The 24,739-nt window shown below is 55.5% G+C and carries 23 protein-coding genes and 2 riboswitches; of the genes, 9 read left to right on the plus strand and 14 right to left on the minus strand.

Annotation, left to right across the window (positions count from 1 at the left end; all coding sequences use genetic code 11):
• Nucleotides 1-130: 130 nt before the first annotated feature.
• Nucleotides 131-463 (plus strand): hypothetical protein, encoded by a 333-nt coding sequence (locus tag OR1_RS00785; protein WP_041969362.1) that lies wholly within the window; start codon nucleotides 131-133, stop codon nucleotides 461-463.
• Nucleotides 464-495: 32 nt separating this feature from the next.
• Here OR1_RS00785 and OR1_RS20495 read toward each other — a convergent pair whose 3' ends face one another.
• Nucleotides 496-2,070, minus strand: coding sequence for a diguanylate cyclase (locus tag OR1_RS20495; RefSeq protein ID WP_160295189.1), 1,575 nt, complete (start codon nucleotides 2,068-2,070; stop codon nucleotides 496-498).
• Between the two features lie 471 nt (nucleotides 2,071-2,541).
• Here OR1_RS20495 and OR1_RS00795 point away from each other — a divergent pair, with 471 nt between their 5' ends.
• The 3 genes from OR1_RS00795 to OR1_RS00805 are packed head-to-tail and all read left to right on the plus strand — an operon-like array spanning nucleotide 2,542 to nucleotide 3,566.
• A complete protein-coding gene (locus tag OR1_RS00795; protein WP_041969364.1) occupies nucleotides 2,542-2,979 on the plus strand; it encodes a hypothetical protein in 438 nt (145 codons plus the stop codon).
• Nucleotides 2,980-3,022: 43 nt separating this feature from the next.
• Nucleotides 3,023-3,229: a hypothetical protein gene (locus tag OR1_RS00800; protein WP_041969365.1), complete on the plus strand. Its 207-nt coding sequence runs from the start codon at nucleotides 3,023-3,025 to the stop codon at nucleotides 3,227-3,229.
• Between the two features lie 25 nt (nucleotides 3,230-3,254).
• Nucleotides 3,255-3,566 carry a hypothetical protein gene (locus OR1_RS00805; protein ID WP_041969367.1) on the plus strand — a complete coding sequence of 104 codons (312 nt, stop codon included), beginning with the start codon at nucleotides 3,255-3,257 and terminating at the stop codon, nucleotides 3,564-3,566.
• Here the strand turns inward: OR1_RS00805 and OR1_RS00810 are convergent.
• From OR1_RS00810 to OR1_RS00820, 3 genes are all read right to left on the minus strand, one after another.
• Nucleotides 3,550-4,002 (minus strand): N-acetyltransferase, encoded by a 453-nt coding sequence (locus OR1_RS00810; protein WP_041969368.1) that lies wholly within the window; start codon nucleotides 4,000-4,002, stop codon nucleotides 3,550-3,552. The two genes, OR1_RS00805 and OR1_RS00810, sit on opposite strands and share 17 nt — an antisense overlap.
• The gene (recN, locus tag OR1_RS00815; RefSeq protein ID WP_041969369.1) at nucleotides 3,980-5,662 is read right to left on the minus strand and encodes a DNA repair protein RecN; all 1,683 of its coding nucleotides are present in this window, start codon (nucleotides 5,660-5,662) and stop codon (nucleotides 3,980-3,982) included. The genes OR1_RS00810 and recN overlap by 23 nt, the downstream gene beginning before the upstream one ends.
• A gap of 145 nt (nucleotides 5,663-5,807) precedes the next feature.
• A complete protein-coding gene (locus OR1_RS00820; protein ID WP_041969370.1) occupies nucleotides 5,808-6,665 on the minus strand; it encodes an NAD(+)/NADH kinase in 858 nt (285 codons plus the stop codon).
• Between the two features lie 166 nt (nucleotides 6,666-6,831).
• Here OR1_RS00820 and OR1_RS00825 point away from each other — a divergent pair, with 166 nt between their 5' ends.
• The 3 genes from OR1_RS00825 to OR1_RS00835 all read left to right on the plus strand — a co-directional run bounded on the left by OR1_RS00825 (nucleotide 6,832) and on the right by OR1_RS00835 (nucleotide 11,712).
• Nucleotides 6,832-9,342 carry a glycogen/starch/alpha-glucan phosphorylase gene (locus OR1_RS00825; protein ID WP_193377079.1) on the plus strand — a complete coding sequence of 837 codons (2,511 nt, stop codon included), beginning with the start codon at nucleotides 6,832-6,834 and terminating at the stop codon, nucleotides 9,340-9,342.
• Between the two features lie 14 nt (nucleotides 9,343-9,356).
• On the plus strand, nucleotides 9,357-10,724 hold the full coding sequence (locus OR1_RS00830; protein WP_041969372.1) for a replication-associated recombination protein A: 1,368 nt from the start codon (nucleotides 9,357-9,359) through the stop codon (nucleotides 10,722-10,724).
• A 73-nt stretch (nucleotides 10,725-10,797) separates the two neighbouring features.
• Nucleotides 10,798-10,874, plus strand: a riboswitch (cyclic di-GMP riboswitch).
• A gap of 107 nt (nucleotides 10,875-10,981) precedes the next feature.
• Nucleotides 10,982-11,058, plus strand: a riboswitch (cyclic di-GMP riboswitch).
• 60 nt (nucleotides 11,059-11,118) lie between these two features.
• Nucleotides 11,119-11,712, plus strand: a complete 594-nt coding sequence (locus OR1_RS00835; protein WP_082002741.1) for a cytochrome c3 family protein — start codon at nucleotides 11,119-11,121, stop codon at nucleotides 11,710-11,712.
• A 54-nt stretch (nucleotides 11,713-11,766) separates the two neighbouring features.
• Here OR1_RS00835 and OR1_RS00840 read toward each other — a convergent pair whose 3' ends face one another.
• Nucleotides 11,767-13,935 carry a bifunctional diguanylate cyclase/phosphodiesterase gene (locus tag OR1_RS00840; RefSeq protein WP_041969374.1) on the minus strand — a complete coding sequence of 723 codons (2,169 nt, stop codon included), beginning with the start codon at nucleotides 13,933-13,935 and terminating at the stop codon, nucleotides 11,767-11,769.
• Entirely contained in the window at nucleotides 13,932-14,762 is an 831-nt protein-coding gene (locus OR1_RS00845) for a PstS family phosphate ABC transporter substrate-binding protein (protein WP_041969375.1), read from the minus strand. Before OR1_RS00845 ends, OR1_RS00840 begins: the two co-directional genes overlap by 4 nt.
• A gap of 133 nt (nucleotides 14,763-14,895) precedes the next feature.
• Between OR1_RS00845 and pfkA the strand changes: the two genes are divergently transcribed.
• Both pfkA and OR1_RS00855 read left to right on the plus strand, forming a co-directional pair.
• Nucleotides 14,896-15,855, plus strand: a complete 960-nt coding sequence (gene pfkA / locus OR1_RS00850; RefSeq protein WP_041969376.1) for a 6-phosphofructokinase — start codon at nucleotides 14,896-14,898, stop codon at nucleotides 15,853-15,855.
• A gap of 327 nt (nucleotides 15,856-16,182) precedes the next feature.
• Nucleotides 16,183-18,294 carry a bacteriohemerythrin gene (locus OR1_RS00855; RefSeq protein ID WP_052440176.1) on the plus strand — a complete coding sequence of 704 codons (2,112 nt, stop codon included), beginning with the start codon at nucleotides 16,183-16,185 and terminating at the stop codon, nucleotides 18,292-18,294.
• 190 nt (nucleotides 18,295-18,484) lie between these two features.
• On the opposite strand, the gene OR1_RS00860 is transcribed toward OR1_RS00855, so the two are convergent.
• The 8 genes from OR1_RS00860 to OR1_RS00895 form a co-directional block, all read right to left on the minus strand.
• Complete coding sequence (locus OR1_RS00860) at nucleotides 18,485-19,090, minus strand: transglutaminase family protein (protein ID WP_041969377.1); 606 nt, start codon at nucleotides 19,088-19,090, stop codon at nucleotides 18,485-18,487.
• A 100-nt stretch (nucleotides 19,091-19,190) separates the two neighbouring features.
• Nucleotides 19,191-19,826: an HAD family hydrolase gene (locus tag OR1_RS00865; protein WP_041969378.1), complete on the minus strand. Its 636-nt coding sequence runs from the start codon at nucleotides 19,824-19,826 to the stop codon at nucleotides 19,191-19,193.
• Complete coding sequence (locus OR1_RS00870; RefSeq protein WP_041969379.1) at nucleotides 19,823-20,119, minus strand: HNH endonuclease; 297 nt, start codon at nucleotides 20,117-20,119, stop codon at nucleotides 19,823-19,825. Before OR1_RS00870 ends, OR1_RS00865 begins: the two co-directional genes overlap by 4 nt.
• 30 nt (nucleotides 20,120-20,149) lie before the next feature.
• Complete coding sequence (gene lpxC, locus OR1_RS00875) at nucleotides 20,150-20,977, minus strand: UDP-3-O-acyl-N-acetylglucosamine deacetylase (protein WP_041969380.1); 828 nt, start codon at nucleotides 20,975-20,977, stop codon at nucleotides 20,150-20,152.
• Between the two features lie 117 nt (nucleotides 20,978-21,094).
• On the minus strand, nucleotides 21,095-22,330 hold the full coding sequence (locus OR1_RS00880) for an alginate export family protein (RefSeq protein WP_052440177.1): 1,236 nt from the start codon (nucleotides 22,328-22,330) through the stop codon (nucleotides 21,095-21,097).
• 215 nt (nucleotides 22,331-22,545) lie between these two features.
• Nucleotides 22,546-23,355 (minus strand): transporter, encoded by an 810-nt coding sequence (locus OR1_RS00885; protein WP_041969381.1) that lies wholly within the window; start codon nucleotides 23,353-23,355, stop codon nucleotides 22,546-22,548.
• Between the two features lie 336 nt (nucleotides 23,356-23,691).
• On the minus strand, nucleotides 23,692-24,285 hold the full coding sequence (locus tag OR1_RS00890; protein ID WP_041969382.1) for a hypothetical protein: 594 nt from the start codon (nucleotides 24,283-24,285) through the stop codon (nucleotides 23,692-23,694).
• A gap of 67 nt (nucleotides 24,286-24,352) precedes the next feature.
• Nucleotides 24,353-24,694, minus strand: a complete 342-nt coding sequence (locus OR1_RS00895) for a P-II family nitrogen regulator (RefSeq protein WP_041969383.1) — start codon at nucleotides 24,692-24,694, stop codon at nucleotides 24,353-24,355.
• Between the last annotated feature and the right edge of the window lie 45 nt (nucleotides 24,695-24,739).

Raw genomic sequence — 24,739 nt, forward strand, 5'->3', positions numbered from 1 at the left:
ATGAACTGCTCAATAGAGGAAAACTAGGGACTCCCCAGTGAATCAGTGGCGGCCTAGCGAAAAATCTGGGAGTATCCCTAGGTTATCGAGGAATGGGTGTCAATCGGATAACAACTGAAAGGAGCGTACAATGTTAAAGAAGTCATCTGTGGTGATAGTCTCTGCGGCTATTCTCGCGGTCAGCGTCTCTGCCTTGGCGATGAATAAAAGCGAAAAGGGAATAGAGGGAACGGTTACCAGCATCAAGGGAAACGTGGTTACGATCAAGGACAGCAAGGGAGGCGAGCTGTTATTGGAGGTCAGATCCACCGCCGGGCTCAAAGTCGGGTTACCCGCGTGGTGTGAAGAGGACTGCGGGCGCACTCTGAAGGTAGGGAGCACGGTGGTCAATGTCCAGAAGGTCATAAAGAAAAATCAAAGGGCCTGGGGCGACCCTCATGTCAAAGAGAAAATTGGCAAGTAGAAGTTGCGAGAGGCTTACATCCTGCGGAGAAATTATCGCGTATATGGGAAGAAAAGGACATCCGACTTCATGATATGTTCGATTACAACTTTTCCCACCAGGAAATCGAAGAGAGCGGCAGGAGGGCAATCTCCCCGGTCCATCAACGCCTTGAGATACTGGTATTCTTCCATAAGCTGACTGTGGAGCTGGGCGTGGAGTTCCAGTTCTGGATAGCCTGCCTGAGCCAAAATCCGCTCCTCGTCGGCGAAATGGCCTTTGATATGCGTAAAAAGCTCATCAAGCCGGCTGTTCATTTCGAGGGCGTCGGCTTGAGAAAGGCTCAGATCCAGAAGATTGTTCGACATATCGAAGAGAACGCGATGCTGCTTATCAATGAGGGCGTTTCCAGATGACCAGGAATCCTGCCACTCAATTTTGATCGCAGCCACTGGCAAATGATCGTTGAGCCCGAACGAGACCACGCGATTTCGCCCGGTGTTCTTGGCGCGGTACAATGCGTGATCGACTTGCAAAAACAGGTCGTTGCACCCGTCCTGCGGTCGCCACTGTGCTACGCCGAAGCTCGCGGTTACTGATCCGTCCCACTGAAATTGATGAGAAGCGATAGCCTGCCGAATTTTTTCCGCAATGATCACGGCGCCGGAGAGATCGGTGTGGGGAGCCATCAGGAGGAACTCCTCTCCGCCCCACCTGAACAAGTTGTCGGGTTCGCGGCACTGGGACTTGCATATGGATGCGACGCACTTCAATACCTCATCGCCCACTTGGTGCCCCCGCGTATCGTTGATCTGCTTGAAATGATCCAGATCAAACATTACCAGTGAAAGTGGAATCCCGTATCTCCCCGAACGCTTGATCTCAACGGCCAATTTCTCGTCAAGCATATGCCGGTTCAAAAGTCCGGTGAGCGCATCAGTCGTGGCCAGGTCTTGAAGCAACCGGTTTTGCCCCTTCAGCTGCGCGAGGATCATGGCGTTGTCTATTATCAGGATGACACCAGCCCAGAGAACCATATGGAACGCGGAAAACATCAGCGTATATGTATTCAGGATATTGTTGTCCATGAGCTGAGGCGTAGGACTGGTATTGTTTATGATCAGAATGACGCGGACGATGTGAAAGAGAATAAAGCTCAAGGCAACCGCAGTGCCAAAGCGGCGGATGGAAGCGGGCAAGGTTTGCGGCAATCTTCGCAGGCAAAGGATGAATTCCGTGGTGGCGATAATTATGAACACCGACGCGAACAGGGGCGGCAAGAAGAAGCGGACCGGTACAAGTATCGATACGGCGAGGATAGCTGACCATGCTATCTGGTATGCCCAAAAACGATGCGGCCAGGGGCGTTCAAAGCCGAGAGAGGTTCGCAATCCCCACGACATGCCAAGATGATAGAAAAGCAGCATGTGGTTGGAGATCAGGACGAGCAATAGGTTTTTCCCGCCCGCATAATACATCAGGAGCAACCCACCCGCCACTGCCGAGGAAAACGACAGCGCATAGATGGAAAGCCCCCGATCGCGGCGGAAAAGGGCCATAAATGCCACCAATAGGACGAGCGCTATTCCATTGACGGCGATGACAAATGAGAGCGTTTGCATATCCATGTCTGACATAGCCTTAACGTTCTGCGGTAATGACCATGGGGGGCAAAAGCCCATGGGTATCACGTTGAGCGAGTTATTACCTTCGCATGAGCGCCATATGCTTCTTGATCATTCGTCACATGGATATGTTGTTTTTCGGCCAGAAACCTGAAAACTGAAGATACCTCTGAAAAGACGACAAATTTAGCCGAAAAAACGATGCGTTAAGAAACACTACGAAAATGTGCCATCAACATAAGCAGCTGCGCTCTCCCACGTTGTCGCGACACGAAGTCGCTGATCGGTCTCAGGCCGTACCCATTTGACAAACCATCAGGCTTGGATATCCTTAACAATGTAAAATCATACGAAAATCCAAGGAAAATCGATAACCAGGCCCCTGTGAATTCCGTAATTCAGGAGCCGACAATGTGCAAGATGAGATCAACACGTTAACTGCAAGGGTTAAAGGATTGTTCCGAGGAGGGAAACATGAACTGTTTTGCATGCGACGGAGAGATCAAAGGCGGGTACAAGGTCATATATTGTGTACCCGAGCATCATACCAGGGAGGAGCTGAAGGAGTCCGGGGGGATCCTGGGCAAGTTGATTAACCGGGTCGGGGGCCCGGGAAAATTCGATATCAAAATAGAACAGGGAAGGCATGTCGGACGGCTCGACCGTTTTATCGGCGTTTCCCCGAAAACAAAGCAATATACGAGGTGGCGCGAGGTAAAGAAGCCCAAGGCAAGCAAGAAGGGGATCTTCGGTTCCATTTTCGGGGCGGATAACGTTTATGCGTGCTACCTGCACGTTACCTGTTACGCGATATATGCCGTTGCCAAGGAAGAAAAGCTGCTGACGAACAACTTCTTCCATGGCTTCACCCCTCCTGATGAACCTGATGCCGGGAACCTCAGAGAGGTCTAGCCCGGATCAGGCTACAACCAGATCCCAAACAGGAGGGAAAACCATGAACATGACCCGGCTTGCTCCCCGTTTGTTTTTTGCGATCATGATGACCACCGTGACATTCTGCTTCAATCCCATTATTGCGGCGGCGGGGCAAAACCCTGCCGGTCATGAATTCAGAGATCCATACAAAGGGGGCACGCGGCTTCCTGAGGGAGGGGGCGAGCCTGGCAAGGCGTATATGGCATTGATCGACGCTGTGTATTAAAAAAGATCATGCGCAGATCTGCAAATTGATAACCGATGGTGATGGCGAAGCCCTGGCCCAGTGCCTTAAGAACAAGGAGATGTCTCAAGGGGTCGTCTTTCTGTTGGGAAGCCCCAAGAGCCACAGAGTTGCAGACGGATCGATGAAAGGGGACGAGGCAACACTTGACGTCGCCTACAGCTGGGCAGATATGCCGGAATCATACGGATTTGTCGTCATGAAACAACTGAAGGGAAAGTGGTTTATTTCTTCATTCGGGGGCTCAGGCAGCACCGATATCGATGTCCAGGCGAGTGGAACCGTGGATCTCGGCGCACCGGTCACTCCAGCTCCATGAGCATGGCGATCTCATCGCAGTCGGGGAACTTAGCGCACTTGATGCAGTCGCCCCAGACCTTGTGCGGCAGTTCGGACTTGTCCACGATCCGGAACCCGAACCGGGCAAAGAAATCCGGCTTGTAGGTGAGGCAGAAGACCCGTTTCAGCCCGATCGCCCTGGCCTCGTCGATACAGGCCTGCACCACCTGCGTCCCTACCCCCTTGCGGCCCGCCTCCTCTGAGACTGCTACGGAACGCACCTCGGCCAGATCTTCCCAGACCACATGCAGTGCGGAGGCGCCGAGCAGCACGCCATCCTCCTCGACCACGTAGAAGTCGCGCATCGATTCATACAGCTCGGAAAGGGAACGGGACAGCATGTCACCCTTACCGGCATAATGGGCCAGCAGTTTCTGGATCGGTTTGATATCGCTAATTTGTGCCTTGCGCAGCATGAAGTTCGGCCTCCTTGATCAGTTCCCGGGCATGGCCCCTCGTAGTATCGGTAATACTGACGCCGCCGAGCATGCGGGCCATCTCGTTTACTCGTTCTTCCCCTTCCAGCAGGACCATCCTGGTGATAGTTCTGCCGCTCTCCTGGAGCTTTTCCACCCGGAAATGGCTGTCCGCAAATGCCGCCACCTGCGGCAGATGGGTGATGCAGAGCACCTGCTGGCCAACGGCCACATGCTTGAGCTTTCGGCCGACCTGTGCCGAAGTGGCGCCGCCGATGCCGGTGTCGACCTCGTCGAAAACGAGCGTCGGCACGTCGCTTTCCGGGTGAAGCTGTTTAAGCGCCAACATCAGGCGGGAAAGCTCACCGCCGGAAGCCACGCGGGCCAGGGGCCGCGGCGGCTCGCCCGGGTTGGGGGAAAACAGGAATTCGACCCGATCAAGGCCGGTCGGCCTCGGATCGGCCAACGGTTCCATGGCGACCTCGAACTGGGCGTTCGGCATGGAGAGTTCGGCAAGCTCACGCTTCATCGCCTCGGCCAGCCGTAGCGCTGCCGCCCGCCTTGCCTCAGAGAGCCGCAGACCGGCTTGCGTCATCTTACCGGAAAGCTCGGCCAGCCGCTCTTCCAGCCCGCCCCGCGCTTCCGCCGAATTCCGGAGCAATGCCAGCTCCTGCCCCACCTGCTCGCCATAGTCGAGGACCTCGGCCAGGGTAGCGCCGTATTTCCGCTTCAGCCGGCTGATCAGATCGAGCCGGTCATCAACCTGGGCCAGGCGGTCCGGATCGGACTCGATCCGGGCCGAATAATCGCGCAGGGCGAGCGCTACATCCTCCAGCCGCGCATAGGCGTCGTCCAGTGATTCGCGCAGCGGCACCAGGGCCGGGTCGAACGGTTCCGCGTCGCAAATGGCGGCAATGGTACGGCGCAACTGGCCCAAAAGCGCCCCTTCACCGGCATAAACCGTCTCGTAACCGCCGCGGCTGGCACTGAACAATTTGCCGCTATGGGTCAGGATCGTGCGCTCGGCCTCAAGCTCTTCCTCTTCGTCGCTCTGCAGCGACGCCTTGGTGATCTCATCCAGCTGGAAAGAGAGCAGGTCGATCCGGTGTTCCCGGTCCCGTTCCCCCTCTTCCAGAGCCTTCAGCTGGTCCGCTGTATGCCGGTATTCCGCATAGAGGGCGCTGAATTCGGCCCTGAGCGGGTCAGACCCGGCAAAGCCGTCCAGCATCAGGAGATGGTTTTCCGGCCGCAGCAGGGTCTGCGATTCGTGCTGGCCGTAGATATTGATCAGCCTCCGGGAGACCTCACCCAGGAGAGCCGCGGTGGAAAGGCTGCCGCCGATGAAGACCCGGTTCCTGCCGCTGGCCGCGACAACACGCTTGACCAGCAGTTCGCCGTTCGCCTCGATGCCGGCCTCGGCCAGCATGGCATCGAGATCCGGACTCTCCGAGAGGTCGAAAACCGCCTCCACCGTCGCCTCATCGGCCCCGGCCCGGATCAGCTCCGCCGAGGCGCGGCCGCCGAGCAGCAGCTCTACGGCATCGATGATGATCGACTTCCCAGCCCCGGTCTCGCCGGTCAGGATATTGAGCCCGGCCCCGAACGAGACATGCAGGGAATCGATGATGGCGATGTTCTTGATGTTAAGGTCGGTCAGCATAGTTTATTTGGATATACCATATTTGATTCGCGATCAAAAATGCCCGGATGCAAGGCGTCAAGGAGCGAGGAGTGAGGCGTACATCAGTACGCCGCAGCGACGAGCGACGCAGACAACACCGCAGATGGGTGTTTTTCATCGCGAATCATCTTTCGCCCCATTTGAGTTTGGTGCGTAACACCTCGAAAAAATCCCGCTTGTTTGACATGACGAGGTGCGAGTAGTGCCGGGCGCGGCGCACATGGATCAGGTCGCCGCTCTTCAGTTCCACCCCTACCTGGCCGTCCAGGGTCAGATAGACATCCTCGTCATCCAGGGAAGAGACCATGATGCTTACCAGGGAGTCGTTCCCAACGACGATGGGACGGTTGGTAAGGGTATGCGGGCAGATCGGCGTTATGGCAATGCAGTTGAGCGACGGATGGATTATCGCCCCGCCAGCCGACAACGAATAGCCGGTGGAGCCGGTCGGCGTCGAAATTATGAGACCGTCGGCCTTGAAAGTCGTCAGGTAGTGGCTGTCGACCCTGGTATCAAGGTCGACGATCCTGGCCAGGGCGCCCTTGTTGATCACCACGTCGTTCAGGACCTGATGGCAGGCGATCTCGGCCCCGCCCCGCTCAATCGTGCAATCGAGCATCATCCGCTCGGACAGCTTGAACTTACCCCGGAGGCAGTCGGAAAGCATCGGGTACAGCTCGGGCACGGTGATTTCGGTAAGGAAACCGAGGCTGCCGAGGTTGACCCCGAGAATCGGGATATTCCGGCCGCCGATCAGCCGGGCCGCGGAGATCAGGGTGCCGTCTCCCCCAAGCACCACCACCAGATCGGCAAGTTCCGGAAAACGGGCCGATTCGATCCCGTTGGGATAAAGCAGATGGCGCGCCAGGTGAGCCTCGACCAACGGCTCTACCCCCTGGGCGGAGAGCCACTCGATCAGTTCGCCGGCCACCCCCTGACAGCGGGGATCGTGGACTTTGGCAATAATGGCAACCCGTTTCATTCTTTCTCCCGTGCAAATAACACTTATGAAAAATTAATATCAGAGTTCATTTTTACTGTCCAATGGAAATTCCGGAGACAGAGGCTATAATGTATCCACCGGTCGCTTCATCTGCCTCAATTCAACAAGCAGAGGTCATCACATGTCGGAACTCCCGCAGGAGCCCATGGAATCAGCCGAACTCGACAGCATGATGCTGACGATCAAGTCATTTCTGGAACATCTGGAATACACCCTCGGTAAGGACAAGTATTCCGCTGTCAGATACGACATCTACAACGCCCTTGCCTATGCAGTGCGGGACCGGATGGTCGAACGGTGGCTGGACACGCAGCAGGCCTACTATAACAGCGACCAGAAGCGCGTCTACTATATCTCCATGGAGTTTCTGATGGGAAGGACCCTGGAGAACAGCCTGATAAACCTGGGGCTCTACGATGAGTTCAAAGAAGCGATGACCAACCTGGGGTACGATTTCGACATGATCGTGGACGACGAACAGGACGCCGGGCTCGGCAACGGCGGTCTGGGGAGACTGGCCGCCTGTTTTCTGGACTCCATGGCAACCATGTCGATACCGGCATACGGTTATGGCATCCGTTACGAATACGGCATCTTCCGCCAGAAGATTATCGATGGCGCGCAGGTGGAGCGCCCCGACAACTGGCTCCGTTATCGGAACCCCTGGGAAATGGACCGCCAGGAGCACCTGCACCCGGTAAAATTCTACGGAAGGGTGGTTACCACTACCAACCGCGAGGGGCGCACCGAGCAAAACTGGGTGGACACCGAAGAGGTCATGGCAATGGCCTATGACACCCCGATCCCCGGCTACCGGAACACGACGGTCAACACCATGCGGCTCTGGAGCGCCAAGTCGAGCCGCGAATTCGACCTGAAATTTTTCAACGAGGGAAACTACATCCGGGCAGTGGAAAAAAAGATGCTGTCCGAGAACATCTCCAAGGTCCTCTACCCTGCCGACAATGTCATCGAAGGAAAGGAGCTACGGTTCAAGCAGGAGTATTTTCTGGCCTCAGCCACTGTCCACGATGTCATCTACCGGTTCAAGAAGATGCACTCCGATCTGCGCCTGCTCCCCGACAAGGTCGCAATCCAGCTCAACGACACCCACCCCGCCCTGGCAATCCCGGAACTGATGCGGGTCCTCATCGACCTTGAGGGGCTCGAATGGGCGGATGCCTGGTCGATAACCAACCGCATCTTTGCCTACACCAACCACACCATTCTGCCCGAGGCGCTGGAAAAGTGGCCGATCTGGTTTTTCGAGCAGATCCTCCCCAGACACCTGCTGATCATCTACGAGATCAACAACCGGTTTCTGGAAGAGGTCCGGCTGCGGTTCCCGGGTGATACCGGCAAACTGGAGCGGATGTCGCTGATCGAAGAGAACTGGGAGCGGAAGGTCAGGATGGCGAATCTCTGCATCGTTGCCAGCCATTCGGTCAACGGCGTTGCCGCCCTTCATTCCGAGATCCTGAAAACAAACCTGTTCCGCGATTTTTTCGAGATGTACCCGGAGCGGTTCAACAACAAGACCAACGGCATCACCCAGCGCCGCTGGCTCAAGAAATCCAATCCGCTGCTGTCGGATCTTATCAGCGAAAAACTGGGTGAAGGGTGGATAACCGACCTGTATGAACTCCGGAATCTGATCCCCCTTGCCGAAGATCCGGACTTTGTCGGCCGATGGCAGGCGGTCAAAAAGACGAACAAGCAGCAGCTGGCGAGCTACATTGCCCGCCATAACTGTATCAAGGTGGACGAGGACTCGCTCTTCGACTGCCAGGTGAAGCGGATCCACGAATACAAGCGACAGCTGCTGAACGTGCTCCATATCATCACCATGTATAACCGGATCAAGGACAATCCGGATATCGACATCGTCCCCAGAACGTTCATATTCAGCGGCAAGGCAGCACCGTCGTATTACATCGCCAAGTTGATCATCAACCTGATCAACTGTGTCGGTCATGTCGTCAACAATGACCCGGATGTCAGGGACCGGCTCAAGGTTGTCTTCCTGGCCAATTACGGCGTATCGCTTGCAGAAAAGATCTTCCCGGCCGCCGACCTCTCCGAGCAGATCTCGACCGCCGGAACCGAGGCATCCGGGACCGGCAACATGAAATTCGCCCTCAACGGGGCACTCACCATCGGCACCCTGGACGGGGCCAACATCGAGATGATGGAGGAGATCGGCCGGGACAACATGTTCATTTTCGGGCTCACCACCCCGGAGGTGCAGGATCTCCGCACCAGGGGGTACAACCCGAGGGATTACTACCTCCGCAACCCGGAATTGAAAAAGGTGATCGACATGATCTCCGGTGGCGCCTTCTCGCCCGACAATCACGACCAGTTCAAACCGATTGCGGATTCGCTGCTCAACCAGGGCGACAACTACATGCTGCTCGCCGATTACAGTTCTTACGTCGCCTGCCAGGACCGGGTGAGCGACCTGTATCGCGACCGGCAGGCCTGGGCTGCCAAATCTATCATCAACACGGCCTGCATGGGGAAATTCTCCAGCGACCGGACCATCGCCGAATACGCCGAGGAGATCTGGGACGTCAAGACCCTGGCGGTTGAAGCCACGGTACAGCACTGCCTGCATGAAGGTCTTTGCATCGACCACAAGGACCGGACCAAGTGAACGGTGCCTGCTGAATGGATCTCTTTTCCTCTGCCACAGAAAATGACACCGTAAGAAACGCCCCGCTGGCCGAGCGGATGCGCCCCCGTACCCTGGATGAATACGTAGGACAGGAACACCTGCTCGGACCGGGCAAGATGCTCCGGAGCCTGATCGAATCCGACCAGGTGCCGTCTCTGATCCTCTGGGGGCCACCAGGTTCGGGCAAGACCACCCTTGCCAGGGTGATCGCCAACGCCACCAGTGCCCACTTCATCTTTTTCTCCGCAATCCTTACCGGTGTCAAGGAGATCCGCGAGGTCCTCAAGGAAGCCGAAGACGAGCTTAAGTACCATGCCAAACGGACCATCCTTTTTGTCGACGAGATCCACCGGTTCAACAAGGCGCAGCAGGACGCATTCCTGCCGTATGTGGAACGCGGCATCTTCACCATCATTGGTGCAACTACCGAAAATCCTTCATTCGAGGTGATCGCGCCGCTCCTGTCACGATGCAAGGTTCTGGTTCTCAATCCTCTCAGCGACGCCGAAATCGGTGCGATCCTCCGGCAGGCGCTTGGTGACCCGGAGCGGGGGCTCGGCGCTTCAGGGGTGACCGCAACCGATGAAGCGCTGGCGTTCATCGCCGCGCAGTCCGGCGGCGATGCCCGCATCGCGCTCAATACCCTGGAAACCGCTGCCCGCCTGGTCAAAAATGACGGCATTACCCTGGAAACCGCCCGCGAGGCGCTGCAGAAAAAGGCCCTGCTGTACGACAAGGGGGGGGAGGAACATTACAACGTCATCTCCGCGTTCATAAAGTCGATGCGGGGGAGCGATCCGGATGCGGCCCTGTATTGGCTGGCGCGGATGATCGAGGCCGGCGAGGACCCGATCTTCATACTGCGCCGGATGGTGATCCTGGCCAGCGAGGATATCGGCAATGCCGATCCGCGGGCACTCCAGGTGGCGGTTTCCGCATTGCAGGGGTTCCAACTGGTGGGGATGCCGGAGGGGCGGATCATTCTGGGGCAGGCGGTCACCTACCTGGCCACGGCGCCGAAATCCAACGCCTCCTATCTCGGGATAGACGCTGCGCTGGCCGAGGTCAGAAAGAGCGGCGCACTGCCGGTGCCGCTCCATGTCAGGAACGCTCCGACCAGTCTGATGAAGGAACTGGGGTATCACAAGGGGTACCGGTATGCGCATGACTTTCAGGAAGGGTATGCCTTGCAGGAGCATCTGCCGGACCAGCTGCACGGGAGAAGGTTTTACGAGCCGACCGGGCGTGGGTACGAAAAGAACATCAAGGAGAGGATGGCGTGGCTCAGGAGTCTCGGGGAAAATGCCACGGATGAAGAGTCTTCAGGCAAGCAAGACGCCCCGTCAGCACCGAAGAAGTAATTTCTTTCTTGACATGACGGACATTACGGTTTAATGAGAAGCATACTTGCACGAGCACTGAAGCAGCAACAGATATCGATACTACTCAACCATCCGCGAGGATGGGGCGGAAAGCCTATAGGGTCTCACCGAGACAGCCGGGTTGCCGAAATATCCACATTCGGCAGCCCGGCTTTTTTTATGAACTGAAGGGGGTGATAATCGAAATAGGGTAACTCGGTCTTATTGCACAAGAGATAAAGTCATTTTCACCTGATAGACGATAATACTTAACCATCCGCGAGGATGGGGCGGAAAGCCTACTGGGTCTCACCGAGACAGCCGGGTTGCCGAAATATCATAATTTTGGCCCCGGCTTATTTATTTCAGCACCGGGGCCACGGAGGGTCTATTCATGGTGAGTAACAACATCGGAATCAGAAATTGCTTGAAAAAAATAGCGCGGTCGGCAGGAGTAGCAACGCTCCTTTTGATGAGCAGCCTGGAATGCTCCGCCGCCACGGCAGAAGGGGAAAAACCCGGGTGCGATTATCAGGTCTACCTGGAGGCCCCGTCGGAAAAGGCCGAATACCTGGCCATGAGACAGGAAATGGAGCTTATTGCGCGGATCAGGATGGAGAATCTTGCCAAAGGTGAAAGTACCTGGACATTTGGATCATCAGACAACCCCAGAGAACTTGACGACAATTCCAAGGAGTGCATATCCTGCCATGAACAAAAGGGGCGTAATGCCGCCGACGACATCAAAGACAAGAATCATCCGGGGATGGCGGCCATTTCCGTAACCCACGCGATCGGGACCGATTACATCCGTGCCAGCTCGATAATCCCGAACCTGCGCAAGGCCAATGCGCTTCCGTCCAGCATGATTTTAATCAATGGGAAAATCGCCTGCGTAACCTGCCACAACCCGCTGAACGCCCAACGTTACAACCTGTCGGTTGCAGCTGCCAACGCTTCTCTCTGCTTCACGTGCCACATCCTGTGATGATGCCGGACAGGCTCTCTAAAACGGGAGCCTGTCCACCGTTTACCGGGCAAGTCATTTCGATGTCAGCAGTTCCAGCAGTTTCTCTTCGGGCATCGGTCTGAAAAAGTAGAACCCCTGGATCTCATCGCAATCACGAGCCTGGAGAAAGGCCAACTGCTCGGAGGTCTCCACCCCCTCGGCAATGATGAACAGGTTGAGACTTCGGGCCAGGGCAATGATCGCCTCCACTATCGCCCTGTCATCAGGGGTTTCGCAGACATCCTTGATGAACGACCGGTCGATTTTGACCCGGTCGATCGGGAAATTCTTGAGATATGCCAGAGAAGAGTAGCCGGTGCCAAAATCGTCGAGGGCGATCCCGACATCGAGTTCCTTGAGACTGAACAGGCTCTTCACGGTCGAATCCGCATTCTCCATCAGAGATGTCTCGGTAAGCTCCAGCTCCACCAGGTTGGGATTCACGCCGGTTTCCGCCAAAACCTTGGCCACCTGTTCCACAAAATTGGTCTGCCGGAACTGGATGCCGGAAACGTTCACCGAGATCCGCACCGGCCGGATTCCGGCCTCAGTCCATGCCTTGATCCTGCCGCAGGCGGTCCTGAGCACCCAATCCCCCAACGCGACGATCAGACCGGACTCTTCAGCCACCGGGATGAACGCGCCGGGCATGGTCCGGCCGAGTTCCGGATGATCCCATCTTACCAGGGCCTCGACGGCAACGACCATGCCGGTTTTGACATTTATGATCGGCTGGTACTCCAGATAAAACTCGTTCCGTTCGAGCGCCATCATAAGGTTGGTTTCCAGTGCCATCCGCTCATGCGCCTTGCGGTTCATCTCGGGGGAGAAGAAGTTGTACATGTTTCTCCCCCGCTCCTTTGCCGCATACATCGCCATGTCCGCGGAACTGAGAAGGGTCTGGCCGTTGAGCCCGTCGTCCGGGAATATCGTTATCCCGATACTGGCCGTTGTGGTGACGACCCTGGTACCCAGGTCGTACGGCATGGCAGCCTGTTCCAGAATGTGCTGGGCAACATGCGCCGCATTCAACTCCTCTCCCATGTAGGAAAGGAGGATGACGAACTCGTCACCCCCCAGCCGGGCAATGGTATCGGTGCTCCGGATACAGTCGCGCAGCCGGAGCGAAACCTGCACCAGCAGGAGATCGCCATAGGCATGCCCCATGGTGTCGTTGATGAACTTGAACCGGTCGAGGTCGATGAACATCAGGGCCAGCTTGCCGTTTTCCCTGGCCGAGCGCGCCAGGGCCTGATCGAGGCGGTCCTGCAGCAGCTGCCGGTTGGGGAGGCCGGTGAGGACATCGTAATAGGCTAGTCTCCTGATCTGTTCCTCAGACTTCTTCTTGTCCGTAACATCCTCTATCAGAGTGGCAAAACTGTCCCGGCCCGGGAAAAAGATCGAAATATTGAGCACCCTTGTTATCGACTCCAGCTGGTACTCGAACGAGAACGTTTCGGAACGCCCGGCAGCGGCAATGATATCCGGCAGATGGGCGTTGATCTTTTCCCCGAAAATCGCAGCGCCATCGCTCCCTATGGCATGGTCCCGCTTGACTCCCAGAATCAGTTCCGCCGCCGCATTCATGTCAATTACCGTGAAGGCAGCATTGCCCGGTTCGATCCTGTGCAGGGCAACCCCTTCGTTCATCGATTCATACAGCGAGCGGTAGCGGGCTTCGCTTTCCTGCATAGAAGAGTAGGCATTCCTGACTGCGCGCAGCGGGACCGTCCGGACCGTTATGAAGACAACGACTCCCAGGGCCATCGAGACCATGGCCAGGATCACGGTCTGGGAGAGAATCGGATACAGCGACCGGCAGATCTCCACCCTGCCGACCATCTGCCCGGCGTCGTAAATATCGTGGCTCATGCTGGCAATCGGGGGAAGGAGCCGGTCCACGCTTTCGGCAATCACATTTCCGGAGAGGTCGATAATCCGGCGCTGTTCCGGGATGTTCTGCAACGGGCGCAGTTCCAGCAGTTCGGCAAGGCGGACCTGTTCGAACTTCCACATACCCGGGTTGTCACTGACAATCCTGCTGATAGTTCTGGAACTGAGATCGGCCTGAGCATCGAGGCTCCCCAGCAGAAACTGATAAGAAACCGCAAAATGCCCCAACGGGATGATGATGGCGACAAATGCCGCAAATACGCCGGCAATGATTGAAGTAACCCGAACTATGGAGCGGGGGTTTTTCACTTTGCTCCCTTTACCGAAGGATCAAGAAGTACGCCGGACTTTTCCGCAATGGCCCGTCCCTTGGCCGAGTAGACAAATGCGAGGAATTTTGCCGCTGCCGCAGAGGTCCGGGAAGTTGTGATAAACCGTATCTCTTTGGCCAGGGGATAACTGCCGGCGGCAAGAGCCGTAGTGCTTGCCCTGGTTCCGTTAAAGGAGAGCGGGTTGAGCCTGGGTTTGGTCACCAGCATTGTGCTGAGAGAGGCAGCACCGAGCGCCCCGGATGTTTTCGCAACGGTTTCGACCAGATCGGGATCTGTAACGGCGATTACCATCCCTCTCCGCTTCGTGGCCGCGCTGACTGCGGCATCGAGGCCGCTGGACAGTCCCCGGATGATCTGCGTGTCAATATCCCCCTCGGGCCTGAGGATGAGTCGAAGCGGCTTGCCGTCGGGCCAGGTGATCGTATTCCCCTTATAGATATCTTTCAGCTCCTGCAAGGTGATGTTGTCCTTTTTCACATCCATGTTGGTCACGAACAGCAGCGGCGTTTTGCCGTATTCGCGGCCAACTGCTCCCTGGTGGGCCTCCTCGGGCTTCAGGGGCTTGCTGCTGACAACTATGTCCAGAACACCCGCCAGCAGGGCCTTGATAGCACCAGAGCTGCCAAGCGGCTTGGCCATCCGTATTTCGACCTTTGGATTAGCCTTCCGGTAGGCGGCGACAATAGGCGTCATCATGTCCAGCGCGCTCCCTGACCCGTTGATCCGAATGACATCCGCAGCTTCCGCGGTTCGGAACGCCCCGAAGATCAATATTACTGTCAGTATCGCTCTTATCACCGTCATATCAACCTCGTTATAAAGATTTTTTCATAACATATTTCATATCGGTATCTTAGTGGGAAAATTGAACGGTTGCAATCAGCGCGGTTGCCGGTAAAATCCTCATCAGGTTTGCATCCGTTTACAGGGGGGAAGAATGAAAAAGATCGGAATACTTACCAGCGGCGGCGACTGCTCGGGGATGAACGCCTGCATCAGGAGCGCGGTGCGGACCGCAATCCGGATGAATATCGATATTGTCGGTTTTCGCAAGGGATATCTGGGGCTCATGAAGGGGGACTGTATCCCTCTGGACACCAAGGCGGTCTCGGGCATCCTGCACCGTGGGGGAACATTCCTCCAGTCGGCCCGCTCTCTGGAATTCAAGACCCCCGAAGGACAGCAGCAGGCGCTTGACAACCTGAAGGCGCTCGAAGTGGACGGACTGGTGGTTCTCGGCGGCGACGGCTCGCTGACTGGAGCGCTGGCCCTGAGCAGGAAAGGGCTCCCGGTGGTCGGGATTCCTGCCAGCATCGATAACGACATCCCCTATACCGACATGTCCCTGGGTGTTGATACTGCCCTGAACAACATATTGTACGCAGTCGACTGCATCAAGGACACCGCCAGCTCCCATGCCCGGGCCTTCGTGATCGAGGTGATGGGGAGGCACTCGGGCTACCTGGCCAGCATTGCCGCCATAGCTACCGGCGCCGAGTTTGCCCTGGTCCCGGAAAGGGAATTCGACCTGTCCGATATCTGTCAGCAGTTGCGGGCCAGGTACGAAGAGGGGCGGGATAATGCCATCATCATCCTTGCCGAGGGGGCGGGCAAGGCCCAGGATATTGCCGACGCGGTCAAGGATGCCGTGGGGTTCGAGACGCGGGTTACGGTACTGGGACACTACCAGCGCGGCGGTGCACCGACGGTCTTCGACCGGCTCATTGCGAGCAGGTTCGGCAAAAAAGCGGTTGAGCTGCTGGTCGCGGGCCAGCACGGCATGATGGTCGGGCTTTCCTGCAACACCGTCCTGGCGGTGCCGATCGAGGACGTGATCAAGGGGGAAAAGCGCCCCCAGGACGAAATGCTGCGGCTGGCAGAGGTGTTGGGGATATAAGCGCCCCCTTACACCTTGCCCGTTCCCGATTGGAGACTCGCGGCATTTGATAGAGTCATGGCAAAAGCAATGGATCGGATTTTTCCTCACCTGGTGAGTTGCCTCGCTTCAGGACCTGGGACGACATCGGCAAACGATAGCTGAAGCCTTTACCGCAATCACAAGCTCAAGATCGAATTCAAGTTACCGGCTGATTGGGAAAAATGTCGATGCCCCTCCCACTCGTCCAGCCCCTACCCCCCTGCCACAACATTTGCATTATTTAATCTTGGTAGTATTCTACACATATAAGCCATACCTGCATATCCCCACCCATGGAGACTGTTTATGCCCCTCAAGCGTTACAGAGACTGGAACATCATGCCCAAGATCATGGCCATCCCGGTCGTTACGGCAATTGTGATTATGGTGTGCGTGGAGCTGCTGGCCATTCCGTTTATCGAAAATAAGATCCTGGAAGGAAACCAGAAAGCCATCCGGCACATTGTTGAACTGGGCATGGGCATCGTTGAGTGGCACGACGCAGAGGCCAGGTCCGGCAGGATGACCCTGGAAACCGCCCAGAAGAGTGCGGCAAGCAGCATATCAAGGATGCGGTATGAGCAGAAGGAGTACCTCTGGATCAACGACCCATCCACACCGATTCCCACGATGATCATGCATCCCACAGTGCCAAGCCTTGACGGAAGGAAGCTGGACGATCCGAGGTTCAACAAGGCAACGGGCATGTGTGAGGGGTTGACCGGCCCGTTCCGGAAACTGGACAACAAGAATCTGTTTGTCGCCTTCAACGAGGTCTGCTCACGTATGGGGCACGGTTTCGTAATCTACGAATGGCCGAAACCGCAAGCAAGCGGCGGTGTGACCAATGAGCCGTTCAAGAAGATTTCTTATGTGAAGCAGTACAAACCATGGGGGTGGGTCCTGGGCAGCGGCGTCTATGTGGACTACATCACGGAAGAAGTGGCTGCGGTCCGATGGCGGGTATACGGCGCCACCGCTGTCATGCTGCTGTTTATGCTTGCGCTGGCCGCATCCGTGGGAGTCGGCATCACCAGACCCCTGAATGCGGTTATCAAGCAACTGAAGGACATGACGGCCGGTCACGCAGACCTGACGCAACGTATCGAAACCTCGCGGCACGATGAATCGGGGGTCTTGGCGGGGGTCTTCAATGGCTTCCTCGACAACCTCCAACAGGTCATCGGAGCGATCCGCAACAGTGCCAGCAACGTGGCGCAAGCGTCGTTCGACATCAAGCAGCGCGCCGGAGAGATGGCACACAGCTCCGAGCAGGTCGCCGCAAACGCCGCAGCCATTGCCACTGCTGGCGAGGAGATGGCCGCCACCGCTACGGTCATCGCCAACAACTGCGTTTCAGCGGCGGATGCCTCCGAATTGACCACCACCTTTTCCAACGAGGGTGTCTCGGTGGTGCAGCACACGATCTCCGTCATGAATCAGATTTCCGAGCAGGTCCATGCCACGGCGGCCACGGTGGCTAACCTGGGGGCTAAGTCCGACCAGATCGGCGACATCATCGGCACCATCCAGGATATCGCCGACCAGACGAACCTTTTGGCCCTCAATGCAGCCATCGAGGCCGCACGTGCCGGGGAGCAGGGGCGGGGCTTCGCGGTGGTGGCCGACGAGGTGCGCGCCCTGGCGGAGCGAACTACCAAAGCCACCAAGGAGATAACCGCCATGATTACGGCCATCCGTGAGGAGACCTGTGAAGCGGTGGAGACCATGAACCAGGGGGTCCACCGGGTGGAGGAAGGTACCCAGGAGGCGTCACGGTCGGGGGCGTCGCTTGAGCAGATCCGCAGCCAGGTGGAACAGGTGACGAGCCAGATCAACCAGATTGCCACAGCAGCGGCAGAGCAAACCACCACGACAAATGAGATCAGTTCAAGCATTGAGTGCATCACGAATGAAGCCACCAAGGAATGCGGCCAGGCGGGCGGCATGGCAGACGCCGCCGCTCAACTCAACCGTCTGGCAGAGGAGATGATCAGTTCTGTCAACCGGTTCCAGACCATAATCAAATGGAACAACTGGATGACGGTCCAGGTTTCCAGTTTCGATGAAGCCCACAAGAAGCTGATCGGCATGATCGGCCAATTGAACGATGCCCTCCAGCACGGCAAGACGGAAGCGGTGATCCAGGAGATACTCCAGGCGCTGGCCGCTTACTGCAAGGAACACTTCGCCGAGGAGGAGCGTCTCATGGAGAAACACGGCTATCCCACGTTCCAGGAACACAAACAGGTGCACGACACCTTCATCAGCAAGGTGGGCGAGGTGATCCGGGACTATCACGAGCACAAGATATCCCCATCCCAGATCATGAACCTGCTCAGCGATTGGCTCATGACCCATATCCTCAAGACCGACAAGAAGTACGGCGACTTCTTCAACGCAAAGGGAGTTGCATAAGGTCCGCGCCGGCGTGGAGTCTTACGACACAGGCACCTGCAACTCATTGCCGGTGCCTGTCTTTTTTTCCGTGGAGCCAGACAACTTGCATGAAACAGATGTAAATCACACCAGCCATCAGGAAGATCCACAAGAGAGCCCAGCATGGCCAGTGAACCAGCAAAAATAACAGGGGATTTTGTCAGGCAGGTTACATCGCCGGGTGGCCGGAACCTTTCAGCTGGTTGAGGCGGGAAATAACGGCAAAATGCTTGTCGTTGAAGGCATACCCTTCCTTGCGGATAAAGGTGCGGGTGTAAAGGACGTCCTTGAACTGATCGAACATGAACAACCCCAGCAGGTTGGACGCATCCTGCTGGATGCAGACCCCGCCGAGCTCGGTCTCGACCCAGGCATGATCCACGATGCCGTCCGGATAATCCACTTCGCCGGTAACTACCCTGACCTCCTTTGCCGGCACTCCCATGGCACGGTAGAGGGTGCAGAGCAGCACTGCCTTGCCGATACAGCTGGCCTTGCCTTCGGCCAGGATCTCTCCGGCAGAAGCAGCCGGCAGAGATGCGTCATTGACGATCCGGTCGCGGACATAGGCATAGGCGTTTTCCGGGGTCTTCAGCTGGGCGGCAAGGCTCCGGATCCGCTTGTCCTTCGGGGTGATCAGGCCGGTAAGCGACGTGGGGTGATACACAATCATGTCGTGGAATGAAGCTTCGGAGGTTTTCTTGCGCTCAGCCGCGAAAAAACCGCAACAAAATGCCAGCGCAACTGCGATCAGGAGAATGAATCTTCTTTGCATAACCCCTCCGCCCGACCATGCCGTATATACATGGGGGCAGAGGGGATTATAGGCCTCTAAGAAAATTAAGGCAAGAGCTAATACGCTTTAATGAAGCTAACTATAGAAATGACAGGATATCGATATGACGGTCTATGCGGGCAACGGCCGGGAAACCGGCTTTGTAGGCGATAAATGGGACCCCGGCGGACTCCGCAGCCATGCGGTCCACCTCGGAGTCCCCCACGAACAGCGCCTCGTCAGGAGCGATGCCGTAATGGTCCAGCACCTTGAAAAGTGGCTCAGGATGCGGTTTCGGCCTGGAGACCTTGCTGGCGGTCATCACGCAGCCGAAATACCCGGTCAGGCCGAAAGATTCGAGCACCATGTCCATTGAGGTGGAGCGGTTGGTGCAGACCGCCAGCGCCACCTTTCCGCTCAGTTGATCGAGAGTCTCGCGAAACCCCTCTTCCATGATCATGAACGGCACCAGTTCCCGGTAATCAATGGCTGCCGCCGCTGCCACCGCAGCCATGAACTCGGCCGGTTCGGGAAAGAAATACGCAAGAACCTCCCTGTTGGCAAAGGTGTGCAGCACCCGCATATGCTCAGAATCCGCGGTGTCCAGGGGCTGGCGCCCCATGATCGCCATGATCCGCTGGTAAAACCTCAGGTTGGCGTCAAAGGAGTCGAACATTACCCCGTCGCAGTCGTAAATCACCGCTTTATAGGGCTTTGTGCTTATTCCACCCCTCATTTTTCATCCTTTGCACTGTTAAGCCATTCCTCCCACTCCAGGGGCAGGAGGTATTTCTTCCGGCTGTTGCACTCCTTGCAGGCAGGCACCAGGTTCCCGCGGCTGCTCGAGCCGCCGCGCGTAATCGGAACCACATGGTCCATGGTGAGTTCCTCTTTCGGAAAGCTCTCGCCGCACCAGTGACAGACCCCTTTGGCAATTATGTTCTGCCACCAGCGGGTTTTCCGCAGCTCGCGCGCCTTGTCCTTCTCCCGGCGGATATCCTGTTCGGTTACTTCGATTATGAATGGCACTTGAAAACCAACGGTACTGAGATATTTATTTCAATAGATTGCGTAGTTATCGGAAGACGCGAATATCTCGCGTAGCAGGAGGTTGTTCAGGTAATGACCGGTCTTGAACGCCTCGACCTTGCCCAGGATTCTATAGCCGCTGGTATAGAGATCGCCGATACAGTCGAGGATCTTGTGGTTTACCAGCTCCTTCTTGTAACGCAAGCCATCAGGATTTACGATGCTGTCCTCGCCGATAGCCACAGCATTGTCAAGGGACGCCCCCTTTGCCAGACCTGCTCTCTGGATCGCCTCAAGTTCTTCAAGGAAGCCAAAGGTGCGGGAGTTTATAATGGAAAAGGCGTTTTCAACATCCGTCACCCGCTTCTTCTGCTTACCAACAGGCTCCCGGAAATCAATGGACATGGTAATATCCAGGGTATTGAGCGGCTTGACCCGGATCCAGGCATCGTTATTGCGGACCTCCACCGGCTTCAGCACCTGGAGGTAAACCCCGGTTTCCGGAAATTCATACACCCCGGCACGCCACATCTCGTGGTAAAACTCCCAGGCCGAACCGTCCAGGATCGGGATTTCCGGACCGTCGATATAAATCAGGCAGTTGGTAACCCCGGCAAAATAAAAAGCCGCCATCAGATGCTCAATGGTGGCAATGGAAGCGCTTTCAGAGGCGATCTGCGTTGAGAGCCGGGTATCGGCAACATGGTCGTAGCGCGCCGGGATGAGGCTGCCATTGCTGACAAACGCGATCCCGGGCTCACGCCGCGGGAGGAATTCCAGCGTGACATCCTTCCCGCTGTGTAGCCCGATGCCGGTAATCTTGAAGATCCTGTTGATTGTCGTCTGGCGCTTTATCATGATGCTGTTTATGGCACAGAAGCAGCGGCGCGTCAAGGTGCCGGCGGCAAGAATTTATTACCGTGCCGGCAGTAGCCTGTCCGACTTTGCCCGTTATTGCAGCCTCAATCTCTGCTGTTATTTCGGCAGGTTCCCCTTCACAGGCTTTGCGGAAGAGATGTCGAATTGTGCCATAAGGTAGCAGATGTCAACATCGCCGCTGGCGCCGGCATCACGGAAAAAACCGCCGGTAAAGAAACGGTCGTAGGAAAGGATAACAGACAGGCTGTCCAGAACATTCCAGGTGAGCCGGTAATTCGTTTCCAGGCCAAGATTGCGGCTGAATCCTTCTTCAACGTTGTTGGCCTGATAATAGTGACCAGTGATTGCAAAGTTGAACCTCTTGGACAGGTCGACCCCCCAGCCAAGAGTATAAACCTGCAGGCCGCTGGCATGGTGATCTCCGGCATCAATTCCCGACAGGTCTCCCACAACGCTTATGTACTCAAGGAATGACGCATAATTGTTGGGATTACGGAATTCCCTGTTGAATCTGGAGCCATTAGCCGCGTCCCTGCTCCCGGAACCATAGGCGTAACTCAAAATAAACGTGTTCTTGAAGCCTTGTAATGCCGACTCGACATTCAAATCGAAATGGCCGCCATAAGCGCTGATTCTATCGTAGCCACCCGTATTTTCGTTGAATTGCAGGCCAGACTCGTAAACAGGTTCAAATTCGACTGAAATCGGCTCATTCCTGACCGTGAACCGGCTACCCCAGACATACAGCTTTTCACCGGATCTGTGATTTTCTGAGCCGGTATCCCGGAAAAAGTACGCTTCAATATCATTTCCAGATGACAAAGAATAGGTAGCATAGATTCCGGCCAGGTTTCCGTCGACTCCGTTGGATAACGGCTTCGCATACGAACCAGCAAGTAGATCGATTTTGATCGGATCAATCGGTTTGATCCGCAATTGCACGGCATCGAACGAGAGCCCGTCATTAAACTCATCATTGCCGAGAATGAAGCCGCTGCCGTAATTGAACTCCTGTCTGCCGAGTCTCACCGACAGGATTTCACTTCCCGGCCATCTGACATCAGCGAACCCCTGATAAAGGGAATATTTATCGGAGTCCTGGTTAGCGCCGCCGGCAAAGCCAAACCCCTGCCCTTCGACATGGAGATTAAAATAGTCGGTAGGGTGCCAATACAGATATGGCATTATCCGATAAATGAAGCGTCCTTCGCCATGATCACCCACAAAGGCTGCATCAGACAGAGAGAAGTTACCGGCAGCCTCCCCTCTGCCAAATCCGGACAAGCCGATTTTGTAGAGGAAAGCCGGCTCTTCCGATTCAGCCGGCAACATTTCAATCTCCTTGCCCGGCAAATGACTTCCAGCTGCCTGCTCCTGGATTGAATCTTCACCCGTCCCCGCCCACAATGGCGTTGAGAAGCAGCTTATTATGAAAAAACAGACCAAATGCCGGATAAAACAGTTCATTGATTCCCTCATTTTTAACCAGCACAAAGAAAGGAGATTGCCTTCTGGCTACCTCCCTCCATCAACCAGGCATGACCGTATTAAAACAATGGATGTTCAAAGGAAAGGTAAAGTAACCCTCCGTATTCGCCTTCCGAAGGGCCAACACCGATTGGCACTGAGAGCCCCGGAACAATCTGCAGACCTGACTTGCAGTTTATTGCGAAACGCACCCCGGGGTTGATAAAAAACGTGCTTTCGGTTGTCTTCATACCATTTACCCGGGATGTTTCCGTGCTGGTTCCGGCCGTTTCCAGCATCAGGTTAAAGTTCTCATTCATCAGGTAAATAAGACTGGCTCCATAGTTGAAACTGCGGACATTCGCCTTGTCACCGGCAGCATCCTTGGCGCGAGGGGTATAGGTCGCCCCCATGTTCCAATGGGTCACCAGTTTGTCGGAAAGCTCCACGCTCAGCGGCATGTTCACCTGGTATCCTACCGTGTCGGTGCCAAGTCCCTTTTTGTAATCGCCGGTTGGTAGAATGAGCGAAAAACGGGGAGCCAATGCAATTCTGTCCTGCATTATCGCTTGATAACGATAATTCAGAAGTACGTCGCCGATGCCTGTACCGTCCCCCTCATGCAGATGATTTACCGGGATGACATACGATAATTGATTCGCCTGTTTTGGAACGGGCCACTCCTGGGTGAATGAATACAGCCAGTCTTTGGATTTCTTCATGTACTGAAAGACCTGAATGTGTTGTATGACGCCGTCCTCCTGATTGTAAGCCTCTTCCAGCAAGAAAGAGTTGTCCTGAATCTTCTTCACCTCTTCCGCGAATCCGGGTTTGCTTGCGAGCAACAAGCCAGCGAGAATCAAACAGGGCAGCGCTTTAGACAACTTCATGAATCCCTCCTATGTGGTTAATTTAGCTTGGGCATCTAACTTTAATAAACATGTTGAAATCATCGGCGAAAACTACATGTAAAAGCGTAGCTGTCCCTCTAGTGCCGTAAATTGAAATTGATAATAATTATCAATTTACGGTTTGTCAATTTCTATTCTGCGCTCCAGACAAAGTGCAATAAAAAGGAGGCTTAAATCGCCCCCTTACGAATTAACCGATGATGGCACCGATAAAATGACCAGTACGCTCAGGTGAACGGCATAAACGGCCAGAAGTGACCAGGGAACTTTCTGCCGCTCGGATGCAACATTTTGTTTCGGGAAGAATCAGCAACCCTAAATCTCCCGGCCATTCAAGTTAAGCCTGATTGATTTGATCCCCTCATTGAAGCATGCGGCAGGGAGAGCTGCCGAACGCCGGGCACCGGATCTTAAATTATAGACCGGTTCAATACCGAGACTGTTGACGGACTTTGCATCAAGCTGGATATCTCTGGTTACGGCAATGCCGTCATCCGGGAGGCTGACGATCAGCCGGTGTTGACCGGCTGAGAGACGTAACCTCTTCCTGAAGGTGTACCTGATGCCAATGCCACTCTCCGGATCGCCGATACTGGAACCGGTAAGGTTTTCCTCCTTAAACTCCCCGGTTATGGGAAGCGCCTGGCCATCGATATTGATCAGCAGCCTGTAGTCCGGCGTACCGTGAGAATGCTCCGGATTGATCGGGCAATCAAATTCCCTGTGGGTTTTCAGGCTTGCAGACATGCTCAGCTCCGACTCCCCTGCCGCGACCGGCGTACTGTCACTGACCTCAATGAATACATCGCTACGGCTGCTTGTCGCTGCCTGCTTGCAGAGGCTGGTTGCGCAGCCTGCAAAAATCGGGATGCAGAGAGTAATTGCACAGAGCGTCATTACCTTTTTCATTTTCTTCTCCTTGTCCGATGTCGCAATATGTTTAACCAAAGGCCGAACTTGAGATAGGGCGCAATGTTCAAATTGCATCTTTGCCCCGCTCATTTGTTCTGATCTTAATTATCTCATCAATCGTTGAGACGAATATTTTTCCGTCACCGGTATTACCGGTATGGGCATATTTCTGAATCACGTTGACAACATCGTCAACCATCTCGTCATCGACAACGACTTCCAGTTGAATCCGCGGAATGAATTCCACCATCTCATACATGACTTTATCTGCGGCATTTCTGGCCCTGCTTTTGCCAAATCCTTTGATCTCCGAGATCGTCACACCCGGCAGCCCGTCAATTTCATGAAGCTCCTCGGTTACTTCCAGTAATTTCGCAGGTCTTATAATGGCTTTTATCTCTTTCATGGAACTCTCCCTAACCTTTGTTGTGATCCCGCAATGTAATGCAAT

Origin of the sequence: Geobacter sp. OR-1, from assembly GCF_000813145.1 — a bacterium.
Classification (GTDB): Bacteria; Desulfobacterota; Desulfuromonadia; order Geobacterales; family DSM-12255; genus Geoanaerobacter.

What these genes read in the sequence shown, in the direction of transcription:
- pfkA (WP_041969376.1), top strand. Translation starts at nt 14,896, where the DNA reads ATGAAAAAGATCGGAATACTTACCAGCGGCGGCGACTGCTCGGGGATG.
- OR1_RS00885 (WP_041969381.1), bottom strand. Translation starts at nt 23,355, where the DNA reads ATGAAGTTGTCTAAAGCGCTGCCCTGTTTGATTCTCGCTGGCTTGTTG.
- OR1_RS00785 (WP_041969362.1), top strand. Translation starts at nt 131, where the DNA reads ATGTTAAAGAAGTCATCTGTGGTGATAGTCTCTGCGGCTATTCTCGCG.
- OR1_RS00830 (WP_041969372.1), top strand. Translation starts at nt 9,357, where the DNA reads ATGGATCTCTTTTCCTCTGCCACAGAAAATGACACCGTAAGAAACGCC.
- OR1_RS00890 (WP_041969382.1), bottom strand. Translation starts at nt 24,285, where the DNA reads ATGAAAAAGGTAATGACGCTCTGTGCAATTACTCTCTGCATCCCGATT.
- OR1_RS00835 (WP_082002741.1), top strand. Translation starts at nt 11,119, where the DNA reads ATGGTGAGTAACAACATCGGAATCAGAAATTGCTTGAAAAAAATAGCG.
- OR1_RS00845 (WP_041969375.1), bottom strand. Translation starts at nt 14,762, where the DNA reads ATGACGGTGATAAGAGCGATACTGACAGTAATATTGATCTTCGGGGCG.
- OR1_RS00865 (WP_041969378.1), bottom strand. Translation starts at nt 19,826, where the DNA reads ATGAGGGGTGGAATAAGCACAAAGCCCTATAAAGCGGTGATTTACGAC.
- OR1_RS00855 (WP_052440176.1), top strand. Translation starts at nt 16,183, where the DNA reads ATGCCCCTCAAGCGTTACAGAGACTGGAACATCATGCCCAAGATCATG.
- lpxC (WP_041969380.1), bottom strand. Translation starts at nt 20,977, where the DNA reads ATGATAAAGCGCCAGACGACAATCAACAGGATCTTCAAGATTACCGGC.
- OR1_RS00825 (WP_193377079.1), top strand. Translation starts at nt 6,832, where the DNA reads ATGGAATCAGCCGAACTCGACAGCATGATGCTGACGATCAAGTCATTT.
- OR1_RS00795 (WP_041969364.1), top strand. Translation starts at nt 2,542, where the DNA reads ATGAACTGTTTTGCATGCGACGGAGAGATCAAAGGCGGGTACAAGGTC.
- OR1_RS00880 (WP_052440177.1), bottom strand. Translation starts at nt 22,330, where the DNA reads ATGTTGCCGGCTGAATCGGAAGAGCCGGCTTTCCTCTACAAAATCGGC.
- recN (WP_041969369.1), bottom strand. Translation starts at nt 5,662, where the DNA reads ATGCTGACCGACCTTAACATCAAGAACATCGCCATCATCGATTCCCTG.
- OR1_RS00895 (WP_041969383.1), bottom strand. Translation starts at nt 24,694, where the DNA reads ATGAAAGAGATAAAAGCCATTATAAGACCTGCGAAATTACTGGAAGTA.
- OR1_RS00800 (WP_041969365.1), top strand. Translation starts at nt 3,023, where the DNA reads ATGAACATGACCCGGCTTGCTCCCCGTTTGTTTTTTGCGATCATGATG.
- OR1_RS20495 (WP_160295189.1), bottom strand. Translation starts at nt 2,070, where the DNA reads ATGGATATGCAAACGCTCTCATTTGTCATCGCCGTCAATGGAATAGCG.
- OR1_RS00860 (WP_041969377.1), bottom strand. Translation starts at nt 19,090, where the DNA reads ATGCAAAGAAGATTCATTCTCCTGATCGCAGTTGCGCTGGCATTTTGT.
- OR1_RS00820 (WP_041969370.1), bottom strand. Translation starts at nt 6,665, where the DNA reads ATGAAACGGGTTGCCATTATTGCCAAAGTCCACGATCCCCGCTGTCAG.
- OR1_RS00810 (WP_041969368.1), bottom strand. Translation starts at nt 4,002, where the DNA reads ATGCTGCGCAAGGCACAAATTAGCGATATCAAACCGATCCAGAAACTG.